Origin of the sequence: Paraburkholderia fungorum, assembly GCF_046027605.1 — a bacterium.
GTDB classification, from domain to species: Bacteria; Pseudomonadota; Gammaproteobacteria; order Burkholderiales; family Burkholderiaceae; genus Paraburkholderia; species Paraburkholderia fungorum_F.
Genome location: NZ_JAQQEF010000034.1, coordinates 17,982 through 36,513, shown reverse-complemented (window position 1 = coordinate 36,513; position 18,532 = coordinate 17,982). Strand labels below are relative to the sequence as shown.

The window sequence follows — 18,532 nt, the reverse complement described above, 5'->3', positions numbered from 1 at the left end:
AGACATGCGACTTGCTGACTTTATCTCGCGGGACGAGGAGCCGATTCTGGCACAGTGGGAGGCGTTCGCCGCCACCCTTCTGCCGACGGCGGCAAGCATGGAGTCATCCGGGTTGCGCGACCACGCACAACAGATCCTGCACGCCGTGGCAAAAGATTTGCGCACTTCGCAGACCAGAGAAGCCCAACGCGAAAAATCGATTGGGCGAGCCCCCACGCTGATCGATGCGACCGAAACGGCCGCGCAAACTCATGCCCTTCTGAGGGCAAAAGCCGGCTTCAATATTAACCAGCTCGCCGCCGAATATCGCGCACTGCGCGCAAGCGTACTTCGTTTGTGGGCGGACGATTGTGAACCCGAAGCGCCTGATCTGGACGACATCATTCGTTTCAATGAAGCGATCGACCAGGCCCTTGCCGAATCGGTCAGCTTTTTCAGTGTGCAGATCGAACAGAACCGGAACCTCCTGCTTGGCATGCTGGGACACGACATGCGCAGCCCACTCCAGGCAATTCAGGTGACTGCATCTTGTCTGGCGGCGCTCAATGCAGGGGAGCAAGTATCGGGGGCCGCCTCCCGCCTGATACGTAGTGGAGCCCGGATGCAGGCGTTGCTTGATGACCTGACCGATTTCAACCGGAGCAAGCTGGGCTTGGGCATTAACGTCGCACCCAAGGATGTCAATCTGGCGGACGTGCTTGCCGACGAACTGGACGAGTTGCGTGCAATTCATCCTGACCGGCAGATCGAGTTACATCTGAGTGGCGATTCGCAGGGAGTCTGGGACGGCCAGCGTCTGCAGCAATTGCTTCAAAATCTTGTGCTCAATGCCATCAAGTATGGGGCCAAGGACTCGCCCGTGCGGGTTGTGGTGACGGGCGACGTAACGCACGTCCGTATCGACGTCAGAAATTGCGGCCCAGCCATCGAGCATGCAACGCTGGCGTGCATCTTCGATCCGCTGACGCGGGGGCCGGAACACCAGAGCAAATATGACAGGACGGGAAACCTCGGATTGGGTCTGTATATTGCCAGCGAAATCGCCAAGGCCCATCACGGTACGATCGAAGCGCGCTCCGACGAAACAGAGACGTCATTTTCGGTGTCACTCCCGCGTGCAAATGGAACCGCAATTGGGGATTGATGGTCCCCGGCCGCGAGGAGGAGCGCCCCACTCAATGTTGTATCGTCTGCTGCACGGAAAGCCCTGATCGGGCGAGCGCGACCAACTTGCGACTCACGGCGTTGATGGGCGCTTGATCTTTCGCGCAACACTCACCGGAAGCCCGTTTGCGTGCTTTTTTCTTGCGACCATTATCCGGTCGCCTAGAGGGCTCGAACGGGTGAAACGCCGGCGTACACGTAACGAAGCCGACCGCACCGCCTCGCCAAATCGCAAGAGTGCACTCGTTGACCCGGATACGCTCGTGTATTCCTCGCGTCCGATCTTGGCGTCCAGGACTATTGCCAGTCCCGACTCGCGCGCAATTTTTAGCATGTCCATTTTCGCCACCTCCGACTATCTCGCCGATCCGCACTTCGGGTGCGCCTGCTGGCATCAATAGGCCAGCATTTCATATGCCTGGCGTACGCGGGCTGGTGGAATTCGTTTTACGGAGTGCGTCAAACTGCACCGCCTGATCGGCCGTCATCGCATGCATAGCAGTCGGCGACGTCGCAGAGGTATCCGTCGCTTTTGGGTCGCCCTGAGTCGGTCGTCGTCGGGCGAAGTTCGGCCAGGAACGGCGTCCCGAGCCTGATTTTGGTGCGGCCGGCTTCGACTCGTAAGCCGTCGTTCGCTCCGCGCCATAGGGCGGGGCCCAATCAATCAGCTATCGACCGGCATAGTCGCTCCTGAACTGCGCCGACGCATTCCAGCGCCGCAGGCAACACGGAATTCACGGACGAAGTGCTATAGAACAATTGCACGGTCTCGAGAAAGCTCGCGCCAGGTATCGCGAGGATGGCGAGACCGACGCGGCCGGCTCGCTTGCGCGCAACGGCCAATGGCATCAGTGCGAGAAATGGGTAGTTCGCCAGAATGGCCTCGTTGGTCGGCAACGAAATGGATTGCACGCAACCGTCGGGGAACGCGAGCCCCGAATCGGCCAGCCAGCTTTGCAAAGCGAGGTAGGTGGGCGCCTCCTTCGGCGGCAGGATCCAGGGCAAACCGGCAAGGTCTTCAGTTGCGACGTTTCTGCGGCTCGCTAGCGGATGATCTCGCCCGCACACCACCACGATCGGATCGTCCATGATGGCGCGCGACGCGAATTCGCTTTTGCCGAAACCTACCGGCTCGGTGCGGCTCCAACACGAAATCGAGCGATCCATTTGCGAGCATGGGAAAGAGCCGGTCGCTAGTCGCTTCGTGCAACGCAACGTTGACCTGCGGCGCGCGCCGCTTTAACTCAAGTATCAACTCCGGCGCGAACACCGGCAGCACGGTGGCGACTGCACCCACTGAAATCTTGCCGGAAAGGCCGCTAGAGAGCGCGTCCACTTCGTAGCGTGCCTGCTCGAGTTGATGGAACACCTCCCGCGCGCGCCGACACACCGCGCGTCGAGCGTCGTATCGCGATGAGATTCGACAACCCACGATAACTGCAGGAATAGGCGAGTGCCTTCGTCATAACTGCTGACCGCTGGTGCTTTGGGCGATTCGAAGATAGCGGCAAGCGCCAGTTCTATTTCTTCGAGACGTTGGTCCATGTTCGCTTCATTCATCCGTACCTCCGGCAGGCCGGCGTGTTGAACAGGTCGTCACGGCGCCATCCCCGCACGTGGGCCCGTGCGCCGTCGACTAATCACAAGTGATCACCGGGAGGTGGAGCAATGCGCATTCCTTACGAAAGCGCGACCGTTGCCAGATCAGTAATCGGGCATGACCGATGCTCGCTATTCGGTAGAAATTCGGCACGCAACATGATGTTGCACAACATACCTTTGGAGGTACCCAGGTCATGAAGCGGACGATGACGAATCAGTTCATTTATGTCTCGATCGCCGCGCTGGTCGCGGTGGCCTCCGGATGCAAGAGGACGGATAACGGGAACCCAGGTGCGATGGACTCGGCAAGCAGCGGTGCGTTGAGCAATTCCGCCGGCCCGAGCGGTACGGCGGGCACCAGCAATGCCGCGAAACGGGCGGATAGCGCTGCAGGCAGCGCGGCCAGCTCGACGGACGCGCCGGTTAGCGAAGCGCCCGTTGTAAGCACACCGGCAAGTGCGGCAAGCCAGTAGGTGCCGGTCAATCTGCCAGAGGACAGGCGCCGATCACGTCAGGTGATTGCCGCCAGTCACGCCATACACTTCGCCCGTCACGAAGCTCGACTCCTGCGACGCCAGCAACACATAGACCGGCGCAAGTTCGGCAGGTTGTCCCGGTCGCTTCATCGGAACCTCGGAACCGAATTTCTCGACCTTTTCCTGTGGTTGACCACCGCTCGGTTGCAGCGGCGTCCATACCGGCCCGGGCGCAACGGCATTCACACGGACACCCTTGCCTACGACCTGTTTCGCCAGTGCATGGGTGAAGGCCGTGATGGCAGCCTTGGTCGACGCATAATCGAGCAACCCGGGACTGGGCTGATAGCTCTGGATCGACGTTGTGTTGATGATGGTCGCGCCTGGCGGCAGATGCGGCAACGCAGCCTTGCACAGCCAGAACATGGCGAAGACGTTGGTGCGGAAGGTCGCTTCGAACTGTTCCGTCGAAAGCTCGGCGATGTCATCGACGTAAGTCTGCTTGCCCGCGACGTTCACCAGGATATCGAGGCCGCCGAGTTGCCCGATCGACTGATCGACAAGCTGCGTGCAAAACGCTTCGTCGCCGATATCGCCGGGCAGCGCGATAGCTTTGCGGCCGGCGGCCTCGACCATCTGGATGACTTCACGGCCGTCCGCTTCTTCGCTCGGCAGGTAATTCAGCGCGATGTCGGCGCCTTCGCGCGCAAAGGCGATCGCAACCGCACGGCCGATCCCGCTGTCCGCGCCCGTAATCAGCGCGCGTCGGCCTGCCAGTCTGCCGAAACCCTTGTAGCTGTTCTCGCCGTGATCGGGCTGCGGGTTCATCTGTTTCGCGAGGCCCGGGGGCGACTGCGGCTGGCGTTCGAAAGGCGGCTGGGGGTATTGCTTCGTGGGGTCCTGCATGGTGAACCGGTTTTTGGTGTCGGACATGTGCGCACTCCTTTGCGTCGGTCGGTGGCCGCAGCGGGCATCGCGTGACGCCTTCTGCGTGGGCTCTACGATTGAGCAACGGGCATTCCTGGGTTAAGGGCCTGCACACCCGCACGGCGATGTCTTGCAGTTCGCCGCACGCAGCCAGCTCGACGATGCGATCGACGGTTCGGCACGCTATCGCCTAAATGGTCGGTGAAGGATTGACGCTGCCGACGGTCGGAAAAACGGAGCCCCATCGCTGCACGTCCGTCGCCAAAGTGGCACGCCGCATGTTGCGATTGCTCCACGTGTAGCCGCTCCGCCGGGCGGCTGCTTCCTCAGGACTATTTTGATCGACAGGAGAACATCATGCCGCTTAAGAGAGGGAAGTCGAAGGACACCGTGTCGCACAATGTCAAGACCGAAACAAAATACGGTAAGCCACACAAACAGGCTGTAGCAATTGCGTTGGACCAGGCGCGCAAGTCGGGTGCAAAGATTCCTAAGAGCGAGAAGTAGAACCGGTGGCGCGCAGTCCAGATTGCGGGCGAAGGGGTGCATCGTGGTGACGAACAGGGAACCAATCGAAGAAACCGGCGGGTGTGCGTGCGGAGCGGTGCGGTTCCGCGTGAGCACGCGACCCAGGCGCGTGTAGATATGCCATTGCATGACGTGCCGGCGAATACATGGCAACGTACTCGGCGGTTACGCGATGTTCGAGCGTGGTGCTGTAGCGTTCTCCGGGCCGACGCAGGCTTGGCAGAGTTCACCCGAAGCGCGAAGGCATTTTTGCCCGGTATGCGGATCGGTGGCATTCATGGAATACCTCGATGGCGAGGAGTTGGATCTTCCGCTGGGCGCTTTCGACCGTGTTGGCCTGTATGAGCCGAGTTACGAACTGTGGTGTTGTCACAAGGAGCCGTGGCTGCCCGCGGGCGTGCGCACCGAATATGACAAAGGGAGAACCGCGTAAGCCACAGGATGAATGCGGCCCGCTTAGCTCTGCGGTTGCAAAGTCTGCATCCGCGGCGGAACGCGGCTTGCTCTTTTTGTAAAGCAGCCGGCGTATCCGGCAAGGAGTGTCGACATGAGTGATACGAAGCAATCGAATTCCCAACCCGCCAACCCGAAGGAAACAGGCAAACAGCAAGGCCAACAGCAGCAGAACCAGCAAAAGGCACCGCAGCACCAGGGTGGACAGCGACAGCCGTAATGGCATGGCGCTCGTCGCTGAATGGGCGTCCGCTCCGCTGACGGATGCCCGTTCAGTCGTACCGCGCTCATGGGAGACATGCTCAGAGCTTTCGGCTCGGCAAACTCGCACAGGATGCGTTGGAGCGTCAACCTGACTTGAGGTCGATTTCATTAACCTCTCGCGACTGAAATCGGCTCGCGCTCTGCATATCCGTCCTGCAAAGGTGGGGGGGCTTAAAGTTCGCCGCGCGCAGCCAGTTCGACGATGCGACCGACGGTTCGGCACGCTATCGCCTGAATGGTCAGCGAAGGATTCACGCCACCGACAGTCGGAAACACCGAGCCGTCGCATATTCATAGATTGGGGATATCCCAGTTCCGGCAATCGGCGTTGACCACGCTGGTTGACGGATCATCGCCCATACGTGCCGTGCCGTGCAGGTGGCACGTGTCGTCGTTTTCCCGTCAGATTTCGCCGCCTTCTGCAGCGCCAAAGCGCCTGTTCCATGAAGTCCGGCGGCGGCCAAATGAACGGCGATGTGTTCCCGACTCCGATTCACGAGATGTTGACCGCCTGACCGCCGCACTGCGTGAGCGTCACCACGAACATGCCCGGGGGCATGCGGTGTCGCTAACGACGCGTGGTCACTCATGAACGGCGAGTACGTCACGGAGTAAGCACTCTCCCCGAAAGATTTCGGGCGGCTACTGTCACCTGTTTTGAGCGAGCAATTCATCAGCCGGTATGACTGCGGCATTCGGCACGGCTGAGTTGCCGGGGGCGGGCACCGCACCATCGGATACGCGGCACCGCTCGGAATTTCTGGCCGTCGCCGATGGCTTTAGTGCTTCTCCGAACGAGGCGCTGCCGGGCAGAAAAGGTCGGGCCTGGTTACGCACCCGGAATCAAACGATGCCGGCCAGTTTTCCGCCAGCGCGGTTTGCCAGTATGTACTGCAACTTCTCGAGCGATCGGGGTTTGGTGAGATGAAAGTCGAAGCCCGCAGCCAATGCCTGGGATTTGTCCGATTCTGCCGCGTAGCCAGTAAGCGCTACGAGCATGACATTATCAAGCCCGCTGTCAGCCCTCACCGCATGGGCGACATCAAAGCCGTCCATGTCTGGCATGCCGACGTCGATGATGGCGACCTGGGGCAGTGTTTCCTTGATCAACTGGACCGCTTCACGGCCGCCGTTGCACGTCGTGACCTGATGTCCTTCCAGCTCCAGCAGGACCCCTAGCGACTGCAACGCATCCACGTTGTCATCTACGAGTAGCAGCCTTACAGGCCCCAGACAGAGCGACTGCGCAGTATCGACCGTCGCCGTCGTGCCCGGGCCAGATCGCAATATAGGCAGTCGCAGGGTGACTGACGTGCCCCTGCCTGTTCCGTCGCTGTGAAGCGAGATCGTTCCGTCGTGCAGTTCCACCATTCGCTTCGCGACGGCAAGGCCGATGCCCAATCCGCCTTCTGCCCTGGCATTACCGCGCGCAGACTGCGCGAAGAGTTCAAAAACGTGCGGCTGCATCGAACTGTCGATTCCGATTCCGTTGTCGCGCACTTCAATAACGACCACATTCTTACGCGCGGAGTCACTCTTTTCGGCAACGATCGTCACGGCCAGATCGATGGTGCCGCCGATCGGCGTGTACTTCGCTGCATTGGACAGCAGGTTGCCGAAAACCTGGCTCAGCCTCACGTGATCGGCAGTGACTGGAACTGGCGCCTCAAGGCCGGACAACCTGAGGGAGTGACGTCTCGATTCAATATGGTGCTTCACGGCCGTCATGGCATCGAACGCAATCTCGTCGAGCGACGTATCGCTGTGCTTGATGGCGAGCTTGCCGTGCTTCAGCCGCGCCGCGTCCAGCAGATCGTCGACAAGAGTCCGAAGATGTCTCATCGGCCGCTGCGCAATGGTGAGGACTGCAACCGCCTGTTCGTTATCCGCGCACAACTGTTTGGCAGCGCCGACCGCGCTATCGATCGGCGCCATCGGGTTGCGCAGTTCATGGCCGAGCATCGCGATGAATTCGCTGTGCCGTCGCTCGCTTTCCTCGCCGGTATCACGGGCATCCACGATGGTTAGCGCAGCGCCCGCGGAGACGGCGAGGTTCGTGAGCAAGCGGACGTCTTCAAGGTCGAAGTGGCGTTCCGGTGTGTGCGACATCACCCAGATCGCGCCAACGAAGCCGGTTTCGGTCGGAATGGGAACGACGAGTCCTTCGGCAATGTCAACGCCGGGAAACCGCAAGCTGGGAAAGTGGGTCTGGGGCCGAACGAACAACTGGGGAGCTGCGGACTCCAGCGCGAGCCGACACGGGCATTCCTGCCACGCTGTCGTTCTGCCCTGCAGTCCCAGACATAAGCCTGCCACAGCCAGCCAGCGAAAGTGCTTTCGCAGGTCCGCACCCTCGACGAGACTGATGCCGGAACTGCCTGCATCGCAGAGCGAAAGTGCACCGTTCGCTATTTCCTGTAAGAGCCGCTCGCGCGACCCCGACTGCGCACGAGCGAGCCTCAGCAAGACGCCGTTTTCAGCGGCTAAGTCTGCTGGTCGTACCGGACGCATGCTGAGTTCGTTCGTTTGTGCGGGTTTGCGAGTGCTTTCCATGGCATCGAGTCGCGCGGAGAAAGGGTAGAGCCGAATCGCTGCGATAGCAGCGGCTGCGTGATGGCCTTCAGGACGTCGCGAAAGTATCTTGCGGCAAGCGAGCCCAAATGGTTCAGTCAGGGTACCCGCCGACGGACACTAATTGTACGAGGCTTTACCGGCGCGCGGGCGTTCATCCACGGGTCGGACCTCAGGTCATCAGATCGAGATACGCCTGTGGATGTCGCTCTTACCCGACGAGAGCTCAGAACCCGCTACGGTTGGCCGAAGCGCGGGCGGCTCGGGTACTGGTAATGAAGACCCCTTGGCGCTGGCAAGGGCTTTACGCACGCAATGGTTTAACGTGATCCGGCAAAGTGCTGCACGTACCGACGAACGCAAACTTTGTGGAGCCGGGCGCGTTTAGCCTGTCGAACCTTTGCCAACTGCGGATTCGACAACGTTGCGGATACATTTGAGCCCGGGGTGTGTCGGCCGGACCTTCTGGCGCGGCGAGTCAAGCACTGTGCAAGTCTTCTGAACGCAGGAAGCGGGTTGCCTGGAGACGACTGAATCTATCGGTTAAAGGATGCACGCTGGCACGTTTCAAACGGCGGGTAGCCTTGCGCAACATGTTTATGCCCCTGGAAGGAGTATTCTCGGGCATCAATCTCGAACTGGCGCCGAAACTGGCCGATACGTGCCCGTGTTATCGCGTCACGAGACCTGACTTCGGATCCAGCGTGTTTGCGTTCCCTCGATCTATGCAGGCTGAAGAACGCGCCTGTGCTGGCTGGTTGGCAGGAGGGCTCGCCGCTACCCGGTACAGTGCCTCAAGGTGACGTCTGGCCACACAGCGCCTGTGGCCTCGGCGCCCGGTGATGACTGGTCTGCGCCATATAACAGCCATCCAGAGATACTGCACAGAATGCACGAGACCCGGCTTCCAGACAGCCAGAAACGACAACGACAAAGCGTGCGCAACCGCACGCCTTGTAGCTGCCGCGCTCCGTTGGAAGACCGGAGGACTTTTCCGGCCCTCCGTCTCGTCAATCCAGCCCCTCGTGCTTCAGCGCAAGTTGTACGGCCGGACGCGCGCGCATCCGTTCAACATAGGCCGTCAATTTTTGAGGCACTTCGATACCCGCTTTTTTCGCCCAAAGTAGCATGGTGAACAGATAGGCATCTGCCACGCTCATTTCGCTTCCGAACAGGTAATCGCCTTTAAACATACCGGCGATCAACCGAAAGCGTTGCCCGACCTTCTCGCGTGCGGCCGTTGCCTCCGCATCCGAACTAGGCTTGAAAATACGGCCGAACTGTTTGTGGATCTCAGTCGAAATGAATGCCAGCATTTCAAGCAGGCGTAAGTTGCCGGCTTCGCCATGGGGCGCAAGGGCGGGCTTGCGCTGCGCGACCCACGAAAGGATTGCGACGTTTTCAGTCAGTCGCTGGCCGTCATCCATCTCAAGGGTTGGGACGTAGCCCTTGGGATTGATTTGGTCGAACTGATCTCCAGTCTCGGTTTCCTTGGTCTTCAAGTCGACTCGAACGCGGTCGAAGCTGAGATCGGCCTCATGCATCGCGATATGGTCGGCGAGGCTGCACGCACCCGGTGAATAGTATAGTTTCATGATAGATGTCTCCTAATCGTGAAATGGCCCTCCTACCACCGAGCAAAGGCTGTGCCATCTTCCACGGCGGGCCGTCGCATGCCGCGACGCCACCGCAAAGCAACAAATTCTTTCGCCGCCTTTGCCAAACTGGAAGACCGCTCAGCTGACGGTCGTATTCAATCTCAATGCGTTAAGCCGCGTCCCAGCGCGACGATCTGGCCAGCCTGGCGAACTTCATCGGAGCCAAGCGGCAGCGCCGAACTGTTCGACTAGCCGCCTCCCATCAAATCGGGCACGTGCAAGATCGCATTTCAAAGTCGGCACGCGCGAACAAGCCGATTACGCTATCGGCCGGACGGACGCAAGTCAACTCGAAGTGCACGATGCGTCCCCGGGCGGTGTGGCTGGTCACGACCGATGCATAAGCGAGCCCCGGCAACAGAAAGTCCGAAGCGAAGTGCGGGGCCCGGTGACCTTTGCGAACGCGTCGACGCGAACGGCTGGTTCCATTTGTATGCAATACAAGCCGGAAGCGCGCAAGCGGTAACCGACTCGCGCGGTTGCGCCACCGTCACGCCCGCGTCGTGCCGATGCACTACGGCTGTCCCGTACCGCCCATAGCGCCATAAATCTGCCCGGTAACGTAGCTTGCCTGGCTCGACGCAAGGTCCACATAAACGTGCGCAATTTCAGCGGGTTGGCCCGGTCGCCCCATGGGCACCTGTTGACCGAACTTCTGCACGTTTTCAGTCGTCTGGCCGCCCGTGACCTGAAGCGCAGTCCAAAAAGGACCGGGCGCGACTGCGTTGACCCGTATTCCCCGCTCGATCAGCTGTTTTGCGAGCGTTTTCGTGAAATTCGCAATTGCCGCCTTGGTCATCGCATAGTCCAGCAGATTCGCCGAGGGGTCATAGGCATTGACTGAGGCGGTATTGACGATCGCCGCACCGGGCGGCATGTGCGGTATCGCGGCCTTCGTGATCCAGAAAAGAGCGTACAGGTTCGTACGAAGCGTCCAGTCGAACTGCTCGGTGCTGATGTCCAGGATGGAATCGTGACTCTGCTGGCGACCGGCGTTATTGACGAGAATATCAAGCCCGCCGAGCCCGGCTACGGCCTGCTCGACAATAGATTGGCAAAACGCCTCGCTTCGAATGTCACCGGGCAGAGCCACTGCCTTGCGTCCCGCCGCTCGAATGATCTGGATGATCTCGCGTGCGTCGGGCTCTTCCTGTGGAAGATAAACGATAGCGACATCGGCGCCTTCGCGCGCGTAAGCAATTGCCGCCGCACGGCCAATGCCGGAGTCGCCGCCGGTGATGAGCGCTCGCCGACCTGCGAGGCGGCCGCTGCCTCGGTAACTGGACTCGCCATGGTCGGGGCGGGGATTCATGCGGCCCGCAAGACCCGGCCACGGCTGCTGCTGGGCTGGGAAGGGCGGACGCGGATACAGGTTGCGCGAATCTTGCGGTGGCGCAGCTTCTGCCGTCCCATTCGGCGCGCCCGTCTGCGCGACGGCACGTCCCGCGACGGCGGTAGCGAGTCCGACTGTCGCGCCCTGCATCAACTTGCGGCGCGTGGTCGATTTGGGATCATCTGAAGGCATGACTACTCCGGAGTAGAGGCTGGGGGAAGGGTGGCGGTCGGCTAGCCGTTGCTTTATGAGCAAACGGGGTTCCTGCTCAGCAAACGGCCGGTGGCACTCGGATGTGGGAATGTCGCTTGCGCGTCGATCCGCAGCGTTGGATCGTCGCGTCATGCGGTGAGTCCATCCCAGTCTTTAAGTCCATCCTAGGAGCCCATGATGAAAGCGATTGTCTTTCGCGGCATTGGCGATATTCGCCTTGAAGATGTACCTGAGCCCACGCTGGAGCAGCCAACCGATGCGATTGTCCGGCTGACAACGAGCGCGATCTGCGGCACGGACCTTCATTTCATTCGAGGCACCTTCGAAGGTGTGGACGAAGGCACTATCCTCGGTCACGAGGGCGTGGGCATCGTGGAAAAAATAGGTGAGGGCGTGCGAAATTTCCAGGTTGGCGACCGTGTAGTTGTGCCGTCCACGGTGGCTTGCGGTTACTGTTCCTATTGTCGCGCCGGTTACTATGCGCAATGCGATAACGCGAACCCGAATGGTCCTGGCGCGGGCACCGTGTTCTACGGCGGCCCCAAAGCGGCCGGTGGATTGAACGGGATGCAGGCCGAGAAAGTGCGTGTGCCATTCGCAAGCGTCAATCTGGTCAAGTTGCCCGACGAAGTGACCGACGAGCAGGCGATTCCGATTTCCGACATTTTCCCGACAGGCTATTTTGGCGCGGACCTTGCCAACATCAAGCCCGGTCAGACGGTAGCGGTGTTTGGCTGCGGCCCGGTCGGCCAGTTTGCGGTCGCTTCGGCGAAACTGATGGGCGCAGGCCGTATCTTCGCAGTCGATTGTCTCGCCTCACGCCTGGCGATGGCACGTGAGCAGGGCGCCGAAGTTATCGACTTCGACAAGGAGGATCCCGTCGAGACGATCAAATCGCTAACCGGCGGTATCGGTGTAGATTCAGCGATCGATGCAGTGGGCGTCGACGCGGTTCATGCGCACGCAGGTCCGGCGGCCGCGCAGGCCGAAGAACAAAAACAGGCTTTCGAGGAAGAGGGGAAAAAGATCGCGTCCCACGCCCGTCCGCATGGGGACAACTGGCATCCGGGTGATGCGCCGTCGCAGGCGCTGCAATGGGCGGTTCAGGCGCTCGCGAAGGCGGCCACGCTCTCGATCATCGGCGTCTATCCGCCCACCGATTCGTTCTTCCCGATTGGCATGGCGATGAACAAGAACCTGACGATCCGCATGGGCAATTGCAATCATCGCAGGTACGTGCCGCAACTGGTGGAAATGGTGCGAACCGGCAAAATTGATCCGTCGAAAATCCTCACCCAGTGTGAATCGATGACCAACGCGATTGACGCTTTCAAGGCTTTCGACGAACGTCAGCCCGGCTGGATCAAGGTCGAGTTGAAACCGTCCGCATGACCCCACCACGCGTTCCGGCGCAGGCCCGCCGGAACGCGTGGATAGGCGAACGTATGGACTGCTCATGTCACAACTTTATGCGTCGCAGCAAGACGATAGCGTCCGAGCGCCGCAGGTAACGACGCCGGCGACACCCGGTTTGCCGATGTGTGCGCCGAAACCGGGCTTTAGCGCTTGTGCCACGTCTTTTTCCGCGTGCAAATCCCGAGAATGACAGGTTCATGTCCTGGGCCTCGTGTAAATTTGCCGCCCTACGTTGGCGACTTCGTTGAAGTAATGCTCGATGCGCGACAGAGCATAGAGTGCGGCCGCCGAGCGAATTTCGTTCCTGTTGCCCGCGAACCTTCGTGTCTCGGAAAACGTGACTACGTTGCCTTCCCGCGTGCGGAATGCCCACGCATAGCATTGCGTGCCAGGAGGCGGCCCGCCTTCCGTTCCATCGTCCGCCAGTCCCGTGTTGGACACGACAATGTCCGCGCAACAACCCTCCTGTTGGAGCGCACCTTCGGCCATTTCACGCGCGACTGATTCACTGGTGAGACCGCACCGTTCAATTGTTGACTGCTTGACACCGAGAAAGCCGACCTTGCCCGAAGGGGAATAGCTCACAAAACCGACATCGAGGCACGCACCACTTCCAGGTACGCTGGCAAGATAAGACGCGATCTGCCCCGCGGTACACGACTCGGCCGTGGCGAGTTTCAGCCCGCGCGATGACAGGAACGACACGACCTGCATAAGGACATTCATGGCCGCACCCAGGGAAGGAGGAAACGTCTCTTTCCACGTAGCAAGAGACGGTCCGGATCCGGCGAAAGCGCACGCGGCCCCAGGACGAGAACTGATAGTTCTGAAAAGCGGCCGCCGATGAACGTGATAGGGTATGTCCCACGGTAAGTCCCACTTTTCAACCTCGAGACTTACCCCTCGCTCAGCGAGTCGCTTTTGTCCGCGCCGACCTGTGGGAGAGTGACGCCAGGACAAACCCTGCCGCTCCCGCCAGCAGCAGGCCGCCGACTCGCTTGTTCATGACTGCCTCTGTGTACACGCTCGTCTCTCGGACGCGACCGTTCTTGCCCGATCGCTCGCGCAGGTCACTCGCGCTTTGATGGAGTCCATCCGTCTTAATCAGAGGATGGCTGGTTTTCTGCATCGCAGTTCCCAGCTTTGCCATGAATGCGTCGTCTGCAACGACGCCTGAGGCGCTGACCTCAGTGCGGCAACGTGAGAGGGGCATCAAGGTTTCAGCACGACCTTGATGCAGCCGTCTTCTTTGTCGCGGAATGTCTTGTACATGCCCGGTCCATCTTCCAGCGATACGGTATGCGTGATGACAAAGGAGGGGTCGATTTGGCCTTCCTGGATCCGCTCGAGCAAATCGTCGGTCCACCGATTGACATGGGTTTGACCCATTTTCCAGGTGAGGCCTTTATTCATCGACGCGCCGAACGGGATCTTGTCGATCAGACCGCCATAGACACCCGGCACCGACAGCGTTCCCGCAGGGCGGCAAACATAGATCATTTCGCGAAGCACATGGGGACGGTCGGTCTCAAGCATCACCGCCTGCTTGACGCGGTCGTACACGGCATCGAAGGAGCGAGTTGCATGCGACTCCATGCCCACGGCATCGATGCATTTTTCTGGCCCCTTTCCGTTGGTCAGGTCCTTGAGGCGGTCCAGCACGCTTTCCTCGTCGAAATTGATGGTGGTCGCGCCGCCCGCACGCGCCATCGCGAGTCGTTCCGGCACGCGGTCGATCACCACAACCTGTCTCGCGCCCAATAGGACGGCGCTGCGAATTGCCATCTGACCGACCGGACCCGCCCCCCAGATCGCGACTGTGTCGTCAGGCTGGATGTCGCAGTTCACGGCGGCCTGCCAACCGGTCGGGAAGATGTCGCCGAGAAACAGAACCTGCTCGTCGGTCAGGCCGTCCGGAATCTTCACGTGGGTGGTGTCGGCCATCGGGACTCGGACGTATTCTGCCTGGCCGCCGGGATAACCACCGGTCAGATGGGAGTAGCCGAAGAGCCCGGCGGTCGTGTGACCAAACACCTTGTCAGCCTTCTCCTTGTTGCGATTACTGCGCTCGCACACCGAGAAATTGCCCCGCTTGCACTGCTCGCATTCGCCGCAGAAGATGGTGAACGGCACCACGACACGGTCGCCCACCTTGAGTTTCGCATTGTCTTTGCCGACTTCGACAACCTCGCCCATGAATTCGTGTCCCATGATGTCGCCGCTTTCCATGGTCGGCATGAAACCGTCGAACAGGTGCAGGTCCGATCCGCAAATCGCGCAGGTCGATACCTTGATGATTGCGTCGCGGCCTTCTTCGATGATCGGATCGGGAACCGTGTCGCAGCGAATGTCATGCTTGCCGTGCCAGCGAAGTGCTCTCATGTGACTCTCCTGAGGGATAGTGGCCAATTTGCGCACCGAGGGTTTGGCCGGATACCGGGTTCGATCTGTTCAACTGAGCAACGGCCGTACCACGAATGTCGGGAGCTTCGTCGGCAGTTGTTGGCCGACGATCGGCTTGCAAAAAAGGCCTCGTTGCGCACTCGAAGCAATTCTGTCCACGGTTTACCGCAGGGCACTGTCGTATAGACCTCATGCGGCGGCGGGGTTCTCGCGCGTTTGGCGCTCGACCTCTGCACGGCCTCATCAGCCTTTCAAGTCGCCGATATGTCGGCAGAAAAGCGCCACGATCCCACGCGTTGGTACGCTCGCCGAGAGCGTCTCTACCTTGGCCGGAGTGAACCACCCGCACCTGACAATTTCGTTGCGGGCTTGCGCGGATAACAGAGGGTCGACGTCCGCGAAAAAGACGTAATGCTGCGTGTCGAAGCCGTTGAACTGGAAGAGATAAACCAGAGCGTCGGCGACAAGAGTCGTTTCTTCGCCCAGTTCTCTCGACGCAGCGTCCTGTGGCGACTCGCCCCGGCGAATCCGTCCACCGGGCAAGGCCTATCTCGACCGTTGCCTGGCAACCAGCAAAATACGGTCGTCCCGAACGCATACAACGGTTGCCCTGTCTTTCATCTTCTGCCTGCCGCCCGCCTCGTTTGGGGGGAAGCGGCGGCTGCTCCCCATACCGGGTACTTTGAAATCATCGTTTGAAATTGCCGGGTCGTGCTTACACTAAACGATTGCCGCCCGTTACCCATACACTTCGCCGGTGACGAAGCTCGCTTCATGACCCAGCAGCAGATGAACCGGCACGAGCGCGGCCGGTTGGCCGGGTTGCCTGATCGGCGGCTCCAAACCGAATTTCTCGATCTTGTTCTGCGGCTGCCAGCCGCTGCGGCGATTGCCACCTGCGCGGACGCGTAATCGAGCCATTCAACGATATGGTTACCCGCCGTCTTTGCCATGTCATTTGTGCAATGTTTCTCGCAGCGACCGGATGTCATTTGCGGTGACTGGCTGTGCATCGTTGCCCCATGAAGCACGGATCCACGAAAGCACCGAGGCTATCTGTGCGTTCGTCAGCGTTTGCGCGAAGCCCGGCATAGTCTGGCGCGGCGGCCCGTCGATGGTTGCGGGGCTGCTGCCGCCTTCCACGAGCAGGCGAATCAGCGATGTCGTGTCCTCGGTGATCACGGCTGGATTACCCGCAAGCCGCGGAAACACGTTGGGCACGCCCGCGCCCCCGGGTCCGTGACACTGCGCGCAGAACGACACGTACACGCGCGCACCGACCGATTGCGGCGAGTCGATGTGATTGCCATTGCGAGTTGCCAGATCCGGCAGCGCGCCAGGATCGTAGCGTCCCGATGGTTTCTGTGCCGGCAATGACTTCAGATAGTGCGCTATGGCGAGCGCGTCGCTGTCGGTCAGATACTGTGTGCTGTCTTCGACCTGCTCCACCATCGTCCCGAACGCGCTCACGCCTGCGCCGTGCCCCGTCTTCAGAAACGCGGCGATGTCCTGTTCGCCGATCCGTCCAAGTCCTGCGCCCGGATCGCCGGTGAGGTTGGGCGCGAACCAGTTGTCGTTGATACTGCCCCCCAGATACGTGGAAGAAGATTCGTCATAGCCACGTTCCTGAAAGCCTGCGCCGCGAGGCGTATGGCATGCGCCGCAATGGCCTGGCCCCTGGACGAGAAAGGCACCTCGATTCCATTGAGCGTCGTGTCCAGCTTTCGGCTCATACGGCCTGGTCGGAGCGAATGCGCTTTGCCAGAAATAGAGCACCCAGCGTTGATTGAACGGAAACGGTGCTTTGGTCGGCGGCGCGGCCTGCGCCACCGGCTTCACGCCGTGCATGAAGTACGCGTAAAGCGCACGCATGTCATCGGTCGACATTTTCGAAAACGATGTGTACGGCATGGCCGGATAGAGCCGTTTATTTCCGGGCGAGACACCAAGACGAATCGAGCGATCGAACTCGTCGAAGCTGTATGCGCCAATGCCGTAGTGTCGATCTGGCGTAATGTTGCTGCTCATGATGGTGCCGAACGGCGACGTGAGCCCGAGTCCCCCGGCATACGCGGGGCCGCCGACAGCTGTATGGCATCCTGCGCAGTCGGCGGCTTTCGCGAGGTATTCGCCGCGCGCGACGAGTTGAGCGTCCGCCGTGTTTAGCGTTTGGCTAAGTATCGCCGGCGAAAATGCGGTGCACAGGGCCGTCGCACTAGCCAGCGCGGTCAACTTCACGCGCCTCATGACGTACCGTCCTCGCGCGGAGCCAGAGCGGTTCCACTGAACGTCACAGGCGCGCGATGCATCAGCCAGCGAGCGCCGGTCGCGATCGCGGCGATCAGATAAGCGAGACCGCCAGGCACCCACATGACGAGGCCGCCAAGTTGCTGATCCTGCAGCGGATCGAAGCCGAGGGCCGACGTCGGTTCGACATACGCCGGATACCAGAGCCCTGGCGCGAGCGTGAGCAGCGCTCCGAGTGCGCCGGTGTGTACCATGGTAGTGAACAGCAGCAACATCGCGTAGCCGCTTTGTTCGCGCCGCGCGCCATCGCCGAAAACAGCCCACCAGAACAGCAGCGCACTCAGAAGGAAGCTGCTGTGCTGAAGCGTGTGAATGCTGGGTGAGGCCAACGCCGCCTCGAAGAGACGCGGCATGTGCCATGCCCATAGCGCGGCTGCATGTAGCAGCCACGCGACGAGCGGCGCACATATCACCCGCCAGAGGCCACGCAGTGGCGGAGAGCGAAGGACGGCGACGATTGCATGGCGCGTGTGGCCCGGAAATGCCCAGAGCCATACAGCCAGCGGGCGCCCGAGCACCAGCAGCGGGGCGGCAACGATCATCATCAATTCATGCTGCACCATATGCGCGGAGAAAAGGGCAGTACTCAACGTATCGAGCGGCGAATCGAGTGCGGCAACCAGAGTGAGCCATCCGAGTGCGAAGGCGACCAGTTGACGAGTGCGAATGGCGCGACCGCGTTTGCTGCGTGCGCACAGGCGCCAATAGCCGTCCACATACAGACCGAGACTCACGAGCAGCAGTACCACGATCCAGGGCTCGAAAGTCCAGCGCAGCATGTTGGGGGCGGCTCGTCCGGCTGCGCTCAGCACATGTGCCTGCACGCAAACGGGTGAGAAAGCCGCGGAGAGCGCGAGCGGACGGGTCGCCGCGAGGCTCATTGCACGCAAGGGGAGAGCAGCCATTGAGGTATCCACATTGCGAGGAGTGCAAGGGTCGAGATCATGCCGACCCAGGTGGCCGCGCACGCCAGCATCGCGGGCCGTGCCGGCAAGGCGGGCGCGCTCGCCGGCGCGACCACGGCGGCTTCGCGCCAGCGTTGCCAGGCGAGCAGCGTCGCGAGCATCGAAAACAGCAGGGCGGTGCCGGTCACGCTGCCAAGCGGCAGCAGCGTGCGCCATGCGCAGGCTGGCGTGACCAGTGCATAGTCCGCACTCAGCGCGCTCAGAACGGCCGAGGGCGCACCAAGCAGCGCGAGCCAGGTTCGCATGGCGACC

The 18,532-nt window shown here is 60.7% G+C and carries 19 protein-coding genes and 2 pseudogenes; 5 read left to right on the top strand and 16 right to left on the bottom strand.

Annotated features, from left to right (window positions below; all coding sequences use genetic code 11):
- Positions 1–4: 4 nt before the first annotated feature.
- Positions 5–1,144 (top strand): ATP-binding protein, encoded by a 1,140-nt coding sequence (locus tag PQR53_RS34490; RefSeq protein WP_408464376.1) that lies wholly within the window; start codon positions 5–7, stop codon positions 1,142–1,144.
- Positions 1,145–1,824: 680 nt separating this feature from the next.
- Here the strand turns inward: PQR53_RS34490 and PQR53_RS34485 are convergent.
- From PQR53_RS34485 to PQR53_RS34470, 5 genes are all read right to left on the bottom strand, one after another.
- Positions 1,825–2,253, bottom strand: coding sequence for a LysR substrate-binding domain-containing protein (locus PQR53_RS34485; protein WP_408464374.1), 429 nt, complete (start codon positions 2,251–2,253; stop codon positions 1,825–1,827).
- A complete protein-coding gene (locus PQR53_RS34480) occupies positions 2,183–2,434 on the bottom strand; it encodes a type 2 periplasmic-binding domain-containing protein (protein ID WP_408464453.1) in 252 nt (83 codons plus the stop codon). The genes PQR53_RS34485 and PQR53_RS34480 overlap by 71 nt, the downstream gene beginning before the upstream one ends.
- On the bottom strand, positions 2,416–2,709 hold the full coding sequence (locus PQR53_RS38975) for a DUF3022 domain-containing protein (protein ID WP_494471276.1): 294 nt from the start codon (positions 2,707–2,709) through the stop codon (positions 2,416–2,418). The genes PQR53_RS34480 and PQR53_RS38975 overlap by 19 nt, the downstream gene beginning before the upstream one ends.
- A 280-nt stretch (positions 2,710–2,989) precedes the next feature.
- Complete coding sequence (locus tag PQR53_RS34475) at positions 2,990–3,250, bottom strand: hypothetical protein (RefSeq protein ID WP_408464372.1); 261 nt, start codon at positions 3,248–3,250, stop codon at positions 2,990–2,992.
- A 22-nt stretch (positions 3,251–3,272) separates the two neighbouring features.
- Positions 3,273–4,175 (bottom strand): SDR family oxidoreductase, encoded by a 903-nt coding sequence (locus tag PQR53_RS34470; protein WP_408464370.1) that lies wholly within the window; start codon positions 4,173–4,175, stop codon positions 3,273–3,275.
- A 351-nt stretch (positions 4,176–4,526) separates the two neighbouring features.
- Between PQR53_RS34470 and PQR53_RS38960 the strand changes: the two genes are divergently transcribed.
- From PQR53_RS38960 to PQR53_RS34460, 3 genes and pseudogenes are all read left to right on the top strand, one after another.
- The gene (locus PQR53_RS38960; protein ID WP_459251637.1) at positions 4,527–4,676 is read left to right on the top strand and encodes a DUF6496 domain-containing protein; all 150 of its coding nucleotides are present in this window, start codon (positions 4,527–4,529) and stop codon (positions 4,674–4,676) included.
- Between the two features lie 46 nt (positions 4,677–4,722).
- Positions 4,723–5,130: pseudogene (locus PQR53_RS34465) on the top strand (GFA family protein).
- 114 nt (positions 5,131–5,244) lie between these two features.
- A complete protein-coding gene (locus PQR53_RS34460) occupies positions 5,245–5,370 on the top strand; it encodes a hypothetical protein (RefSeq protein ID WP_408367218.1) in 126 nt (41 codons plus the stop codon).
- A 215-nt stretch (positions 5,371–5,585) separates the two neighbouring features.
- Here the strand turns inward: PQR53_RS34460 and PQR53_RS34455 are convergent.
- From PQR53_RS34455 to PQR53_RS34440, 4 genes and pseudogenes are all read right to left on the bottom strand, one after another.
- A pseudogene (locus PQR53_RS34455) lies at positions 5,586–5,816 on the bottom strand (GMC family oxidoreductase); the annotation flags it as partial.
- Between the two features lie 441 nt (positions 5,817–6,257).
- Complete coding sequence (locus PQR53_RS34450; RefSeq protein WP_408464368.1) at positions 6,258–7,967, bottom strand: hybrid sensor histidine kinase/response regulator; 1,710 nt, start codon at positions 7,965–7,967, stop codon at positions 6,258–6,260.
- Positions 7,968–8,995: 1,028 nt separating this feature from the next.
- Complete coding sequence (locus PQR53_RS34445; RefSeq protein ID WP_408464366.1) at positions 8,996–9,580, bottom strand: glutathione binding-like protein; 585 nt, start codon at positions 9,578–9,580, stop codon at positions 8,996–8,998.
- Positions 9,581–10,157: 577 nt separating this feature from the next.
- Positions 10,158–11,168, bottom strand: a complete 1,011-nt coding sequence (locus PQR53_RS34440) for an SDR family oxidoreductase (protein ID WP_408464451.1) — start codon at positions 11,166–11,168, stop codon at positions 10,158–10,160.
- Positions 11,169–11,366: 198 nt separating this feature from the next.
- Between PQR53_RS34440 and PQR53_RS34435 the strand changes: the two genes are divergently transcribed.
- Entirely contained in the window at positions 11,367–12,581 is a 1,215-nt protein-coding gene (locus tag PQR53_RS34435; protein WP_408464364.1) for a zinc-dependent alcohol dehydrogenase, read from the top strand.
- Between the two features lie 219 nt (positions 12,582–12,800).
- Here PQR53_RS34435 and PQR53_RS34430 read toward each other — a convergent pair whose 3' ends face one another.
- The 7 genes from PQR53_RS34430 to PQR53_RS34400 all read right to left on the bottom strand — a co-directional run bounded on the left by PQR53_RS34430 (position 12,801) and on the right by PQR53_RS34400 (position 18,525).
- Positions 12,801–13,331, bottom strand: a complete 531-nt coding sequence (locus PQR53_RS34430) for a CinA family protein (protein ID WP_408464362.1) — start codon at positions 13,329–13,331, stop codon at positions 12,801–12,803.
- Positions 13,332–13,817: 486 nt separating this feature from the next.
- Complete coding sequence (locus PQR53_RS34425; RefSeq protein WP_408464449.1) at positions 13,818–14,987, bottom strand: zinc-dependent alcohol dehydrogenase; 1,170 nt, start codon at positions 14,985–14,987, stop codon at positions 13,818–13,820.
- A gap of 264 nt (positions 14,988–15,251) precedes the next feature.
- Positions 15,252–15,551, bottom strand: coding sequence for an NUDIX domain-containing protein (locus PQR53_RS34420; protein ID WP_408464360.1), 300 nt, complete (start codon positions 15,549–15,551; stop codon positions 15,252–15,254).
- Positions 15,552–15,746: 195 nt separating this feature from the next.
- Positions 15,747–15,929 carry a hypothetical protein gene (locus tag PQR53_RS34415; RefSeq protein WP_408464358.1) on the bottom strand — a complete coding sequence of 61 codons (183 nt, stop codon included), beginning with the start codon at positions 15,927–15,929 and terminating at the stop codon, positions 15,747–15,749.
- A 33-nt stretch (positions 15,930–15,962) separates the two neighbouring features.
- Entirely contained in the window at positions 15,963–17,255 is a 1,293-nt protein-coding gene (locus PQR53_RS34410) for a c-type cytochrome (RefSeq protein WP_408464356.1), read from the bottom strand.
- Positions 17,252–18,220, bottom strand: coding sequence for a cytochrome c oxidase assembly protein (locus PQR53_RS34405; protein WP_408464354.1), 969 nt, complete (start codon positions 18,218–18,220; stop codon positions 17,252–17,254). Before PQR53_RS34405 ends, PQR53_RS34410 begins: the two co-directional genes overlap by 4 nt.
- Positions 18,193–18,525 carry a hypothetical protein gene (locus PQR53_RS34400; RefSeq protein WP_408464352.1) on the bottom strand — a complete coding sequence of 111 codons (333 nt, stop codon included), beginning with the start codon at positions 18,523–18,525 and terminating at the stop codon, positions 18,193–18,195. Before PQR53_RS34400 ends, PQR53_RS34405 begins: the two co-directional genes overlap by 28 nt.
- Positions 18,526–18,532 lie beyond the last annotated feature (7 nt).

What these genes read in the sequence shown, in the direction of transcription:
- PQR53_RS34485 (WP_408464374.1), bottom strand. Translation starts at nt 2,253, where the DNA reads ATGGACGATCCGATCGTGGTGGTGTGCGGGCGAGATCATCCGCTAGCG.
- PQR53_RS34490 (WP_408464376.1), top strand. Translation starts at nt 5, where the DNA reads ATGCGACTTGCTGACTTTATCTCGCGGGACGAGGAGCCGATTCTGGCA.
- PQR53_RS34410 (WP_408464356.1), bottom strand. Translation starts at nt 17,255, where the DNA reads ATGAGGCGCGTGAAGTTGACCGCGCTGGCTAGTGCGACGGCCCTGTGC.
- PQR53_RS34435 (WP_408464364.1), top strand. Translation starts at nt 11,367, where the DNA reads ATGAAAGCGATTGTCTTTCGCGGCATTGGCGATATTCGCCTTGAAGAT.
- PQR53_RS34470 (WP_408464370.1), bottom strand. Translation starts at nt 4,175, where the DNA reads ATGTCCGACACCAAAAACCGGTTCACCATGCAGGACCCCACGAAGCAA.
- PQR53_RS34460 (WP_408367218.1), top strand. Translation starts at nt 5,245, where the DNA reads ATGAGTGATACGAAGCAATCGAATTCCCAACCCGCCAACCCGAAGGAA.
- PQR53_RS34430 (WP_408464362.1), bottom strand. Translation starts at nt 13,331, where the DNA reads ATGAATGTCCTTATGCAGGTCGTGTCGTTCCTGTCATCGCGCGGGCTG.
- PQR53_RS34450 (WP_408464368.1), bottom strand. Translation starts at nt 7,967, where the DNA reads ATGGAAAGCACTCGCAAACCCGCACAAACGAACGAACTCAGCATGCGT.
- PQR53_RS38975 (WP_494471276.1), bottom strand. Translation starts at nt 2,709, where the DNA reads ATGGACCAACGTCTCGAAGAAATAGAACTGGCGCTTGCCGCTATCTTC.
- PQR53_RS34440 (WP_408464451.1), bottom strand. Translation starts at nt 11,168, where the DNA reads ATGCCTTCAGATGATCCCAAATCGACCACGCGCCGCAAGTTGATGCAG.
- PQR53_RS34445 (WP_408464366.1), bottom strand. Translation starts at nt 9,580, where the DNA reads ATGAAACTATACTATTCACCGGGTGCGTGCAGCCTCGCCGACCATATC.
- PQR53_RS38960 (WP_459251637.1), top strand. Translation starts at nt 4,527, where the DNA reads ATGCCGCTTAAGAGAGGGAAGTCGAAGGACACCGTGTCGCACAATGTC.
- PQR53_RS34415 (WP_408464358.1), bottom strand. Translation starts at nt 15,929, where the DNA reads ATGGCTCGATTACGCGTCCGCGCAGGTGGCAATCGCCGCAGCGGCTGG.
- PQR53_RS34400 (WP_408464352.1), bottom strand. Translation starts at nt 18,525, where the DNA reads ATGCGAACCTGGCTCGCGCTGCTTGGTGCGCCCTCGGCCGTTCTGAGC.
- PQR53_RS34405 (WP_408464354.1), bottom strand. Translation starts at nt 18,220, where the DNA reads ATGGCTGCTCTCCCCTTGCGTGCAATGAGCCTCGCGGCGACCCGTCCG.
- PQR53_RS34425 (WP_408464449.1), bottom strand. Translation starts at nt 14,987, where the DNA reads ATGAGAGCACTTCGCTGGCACGGCAAGCATGACATTCGCTGCGACACG.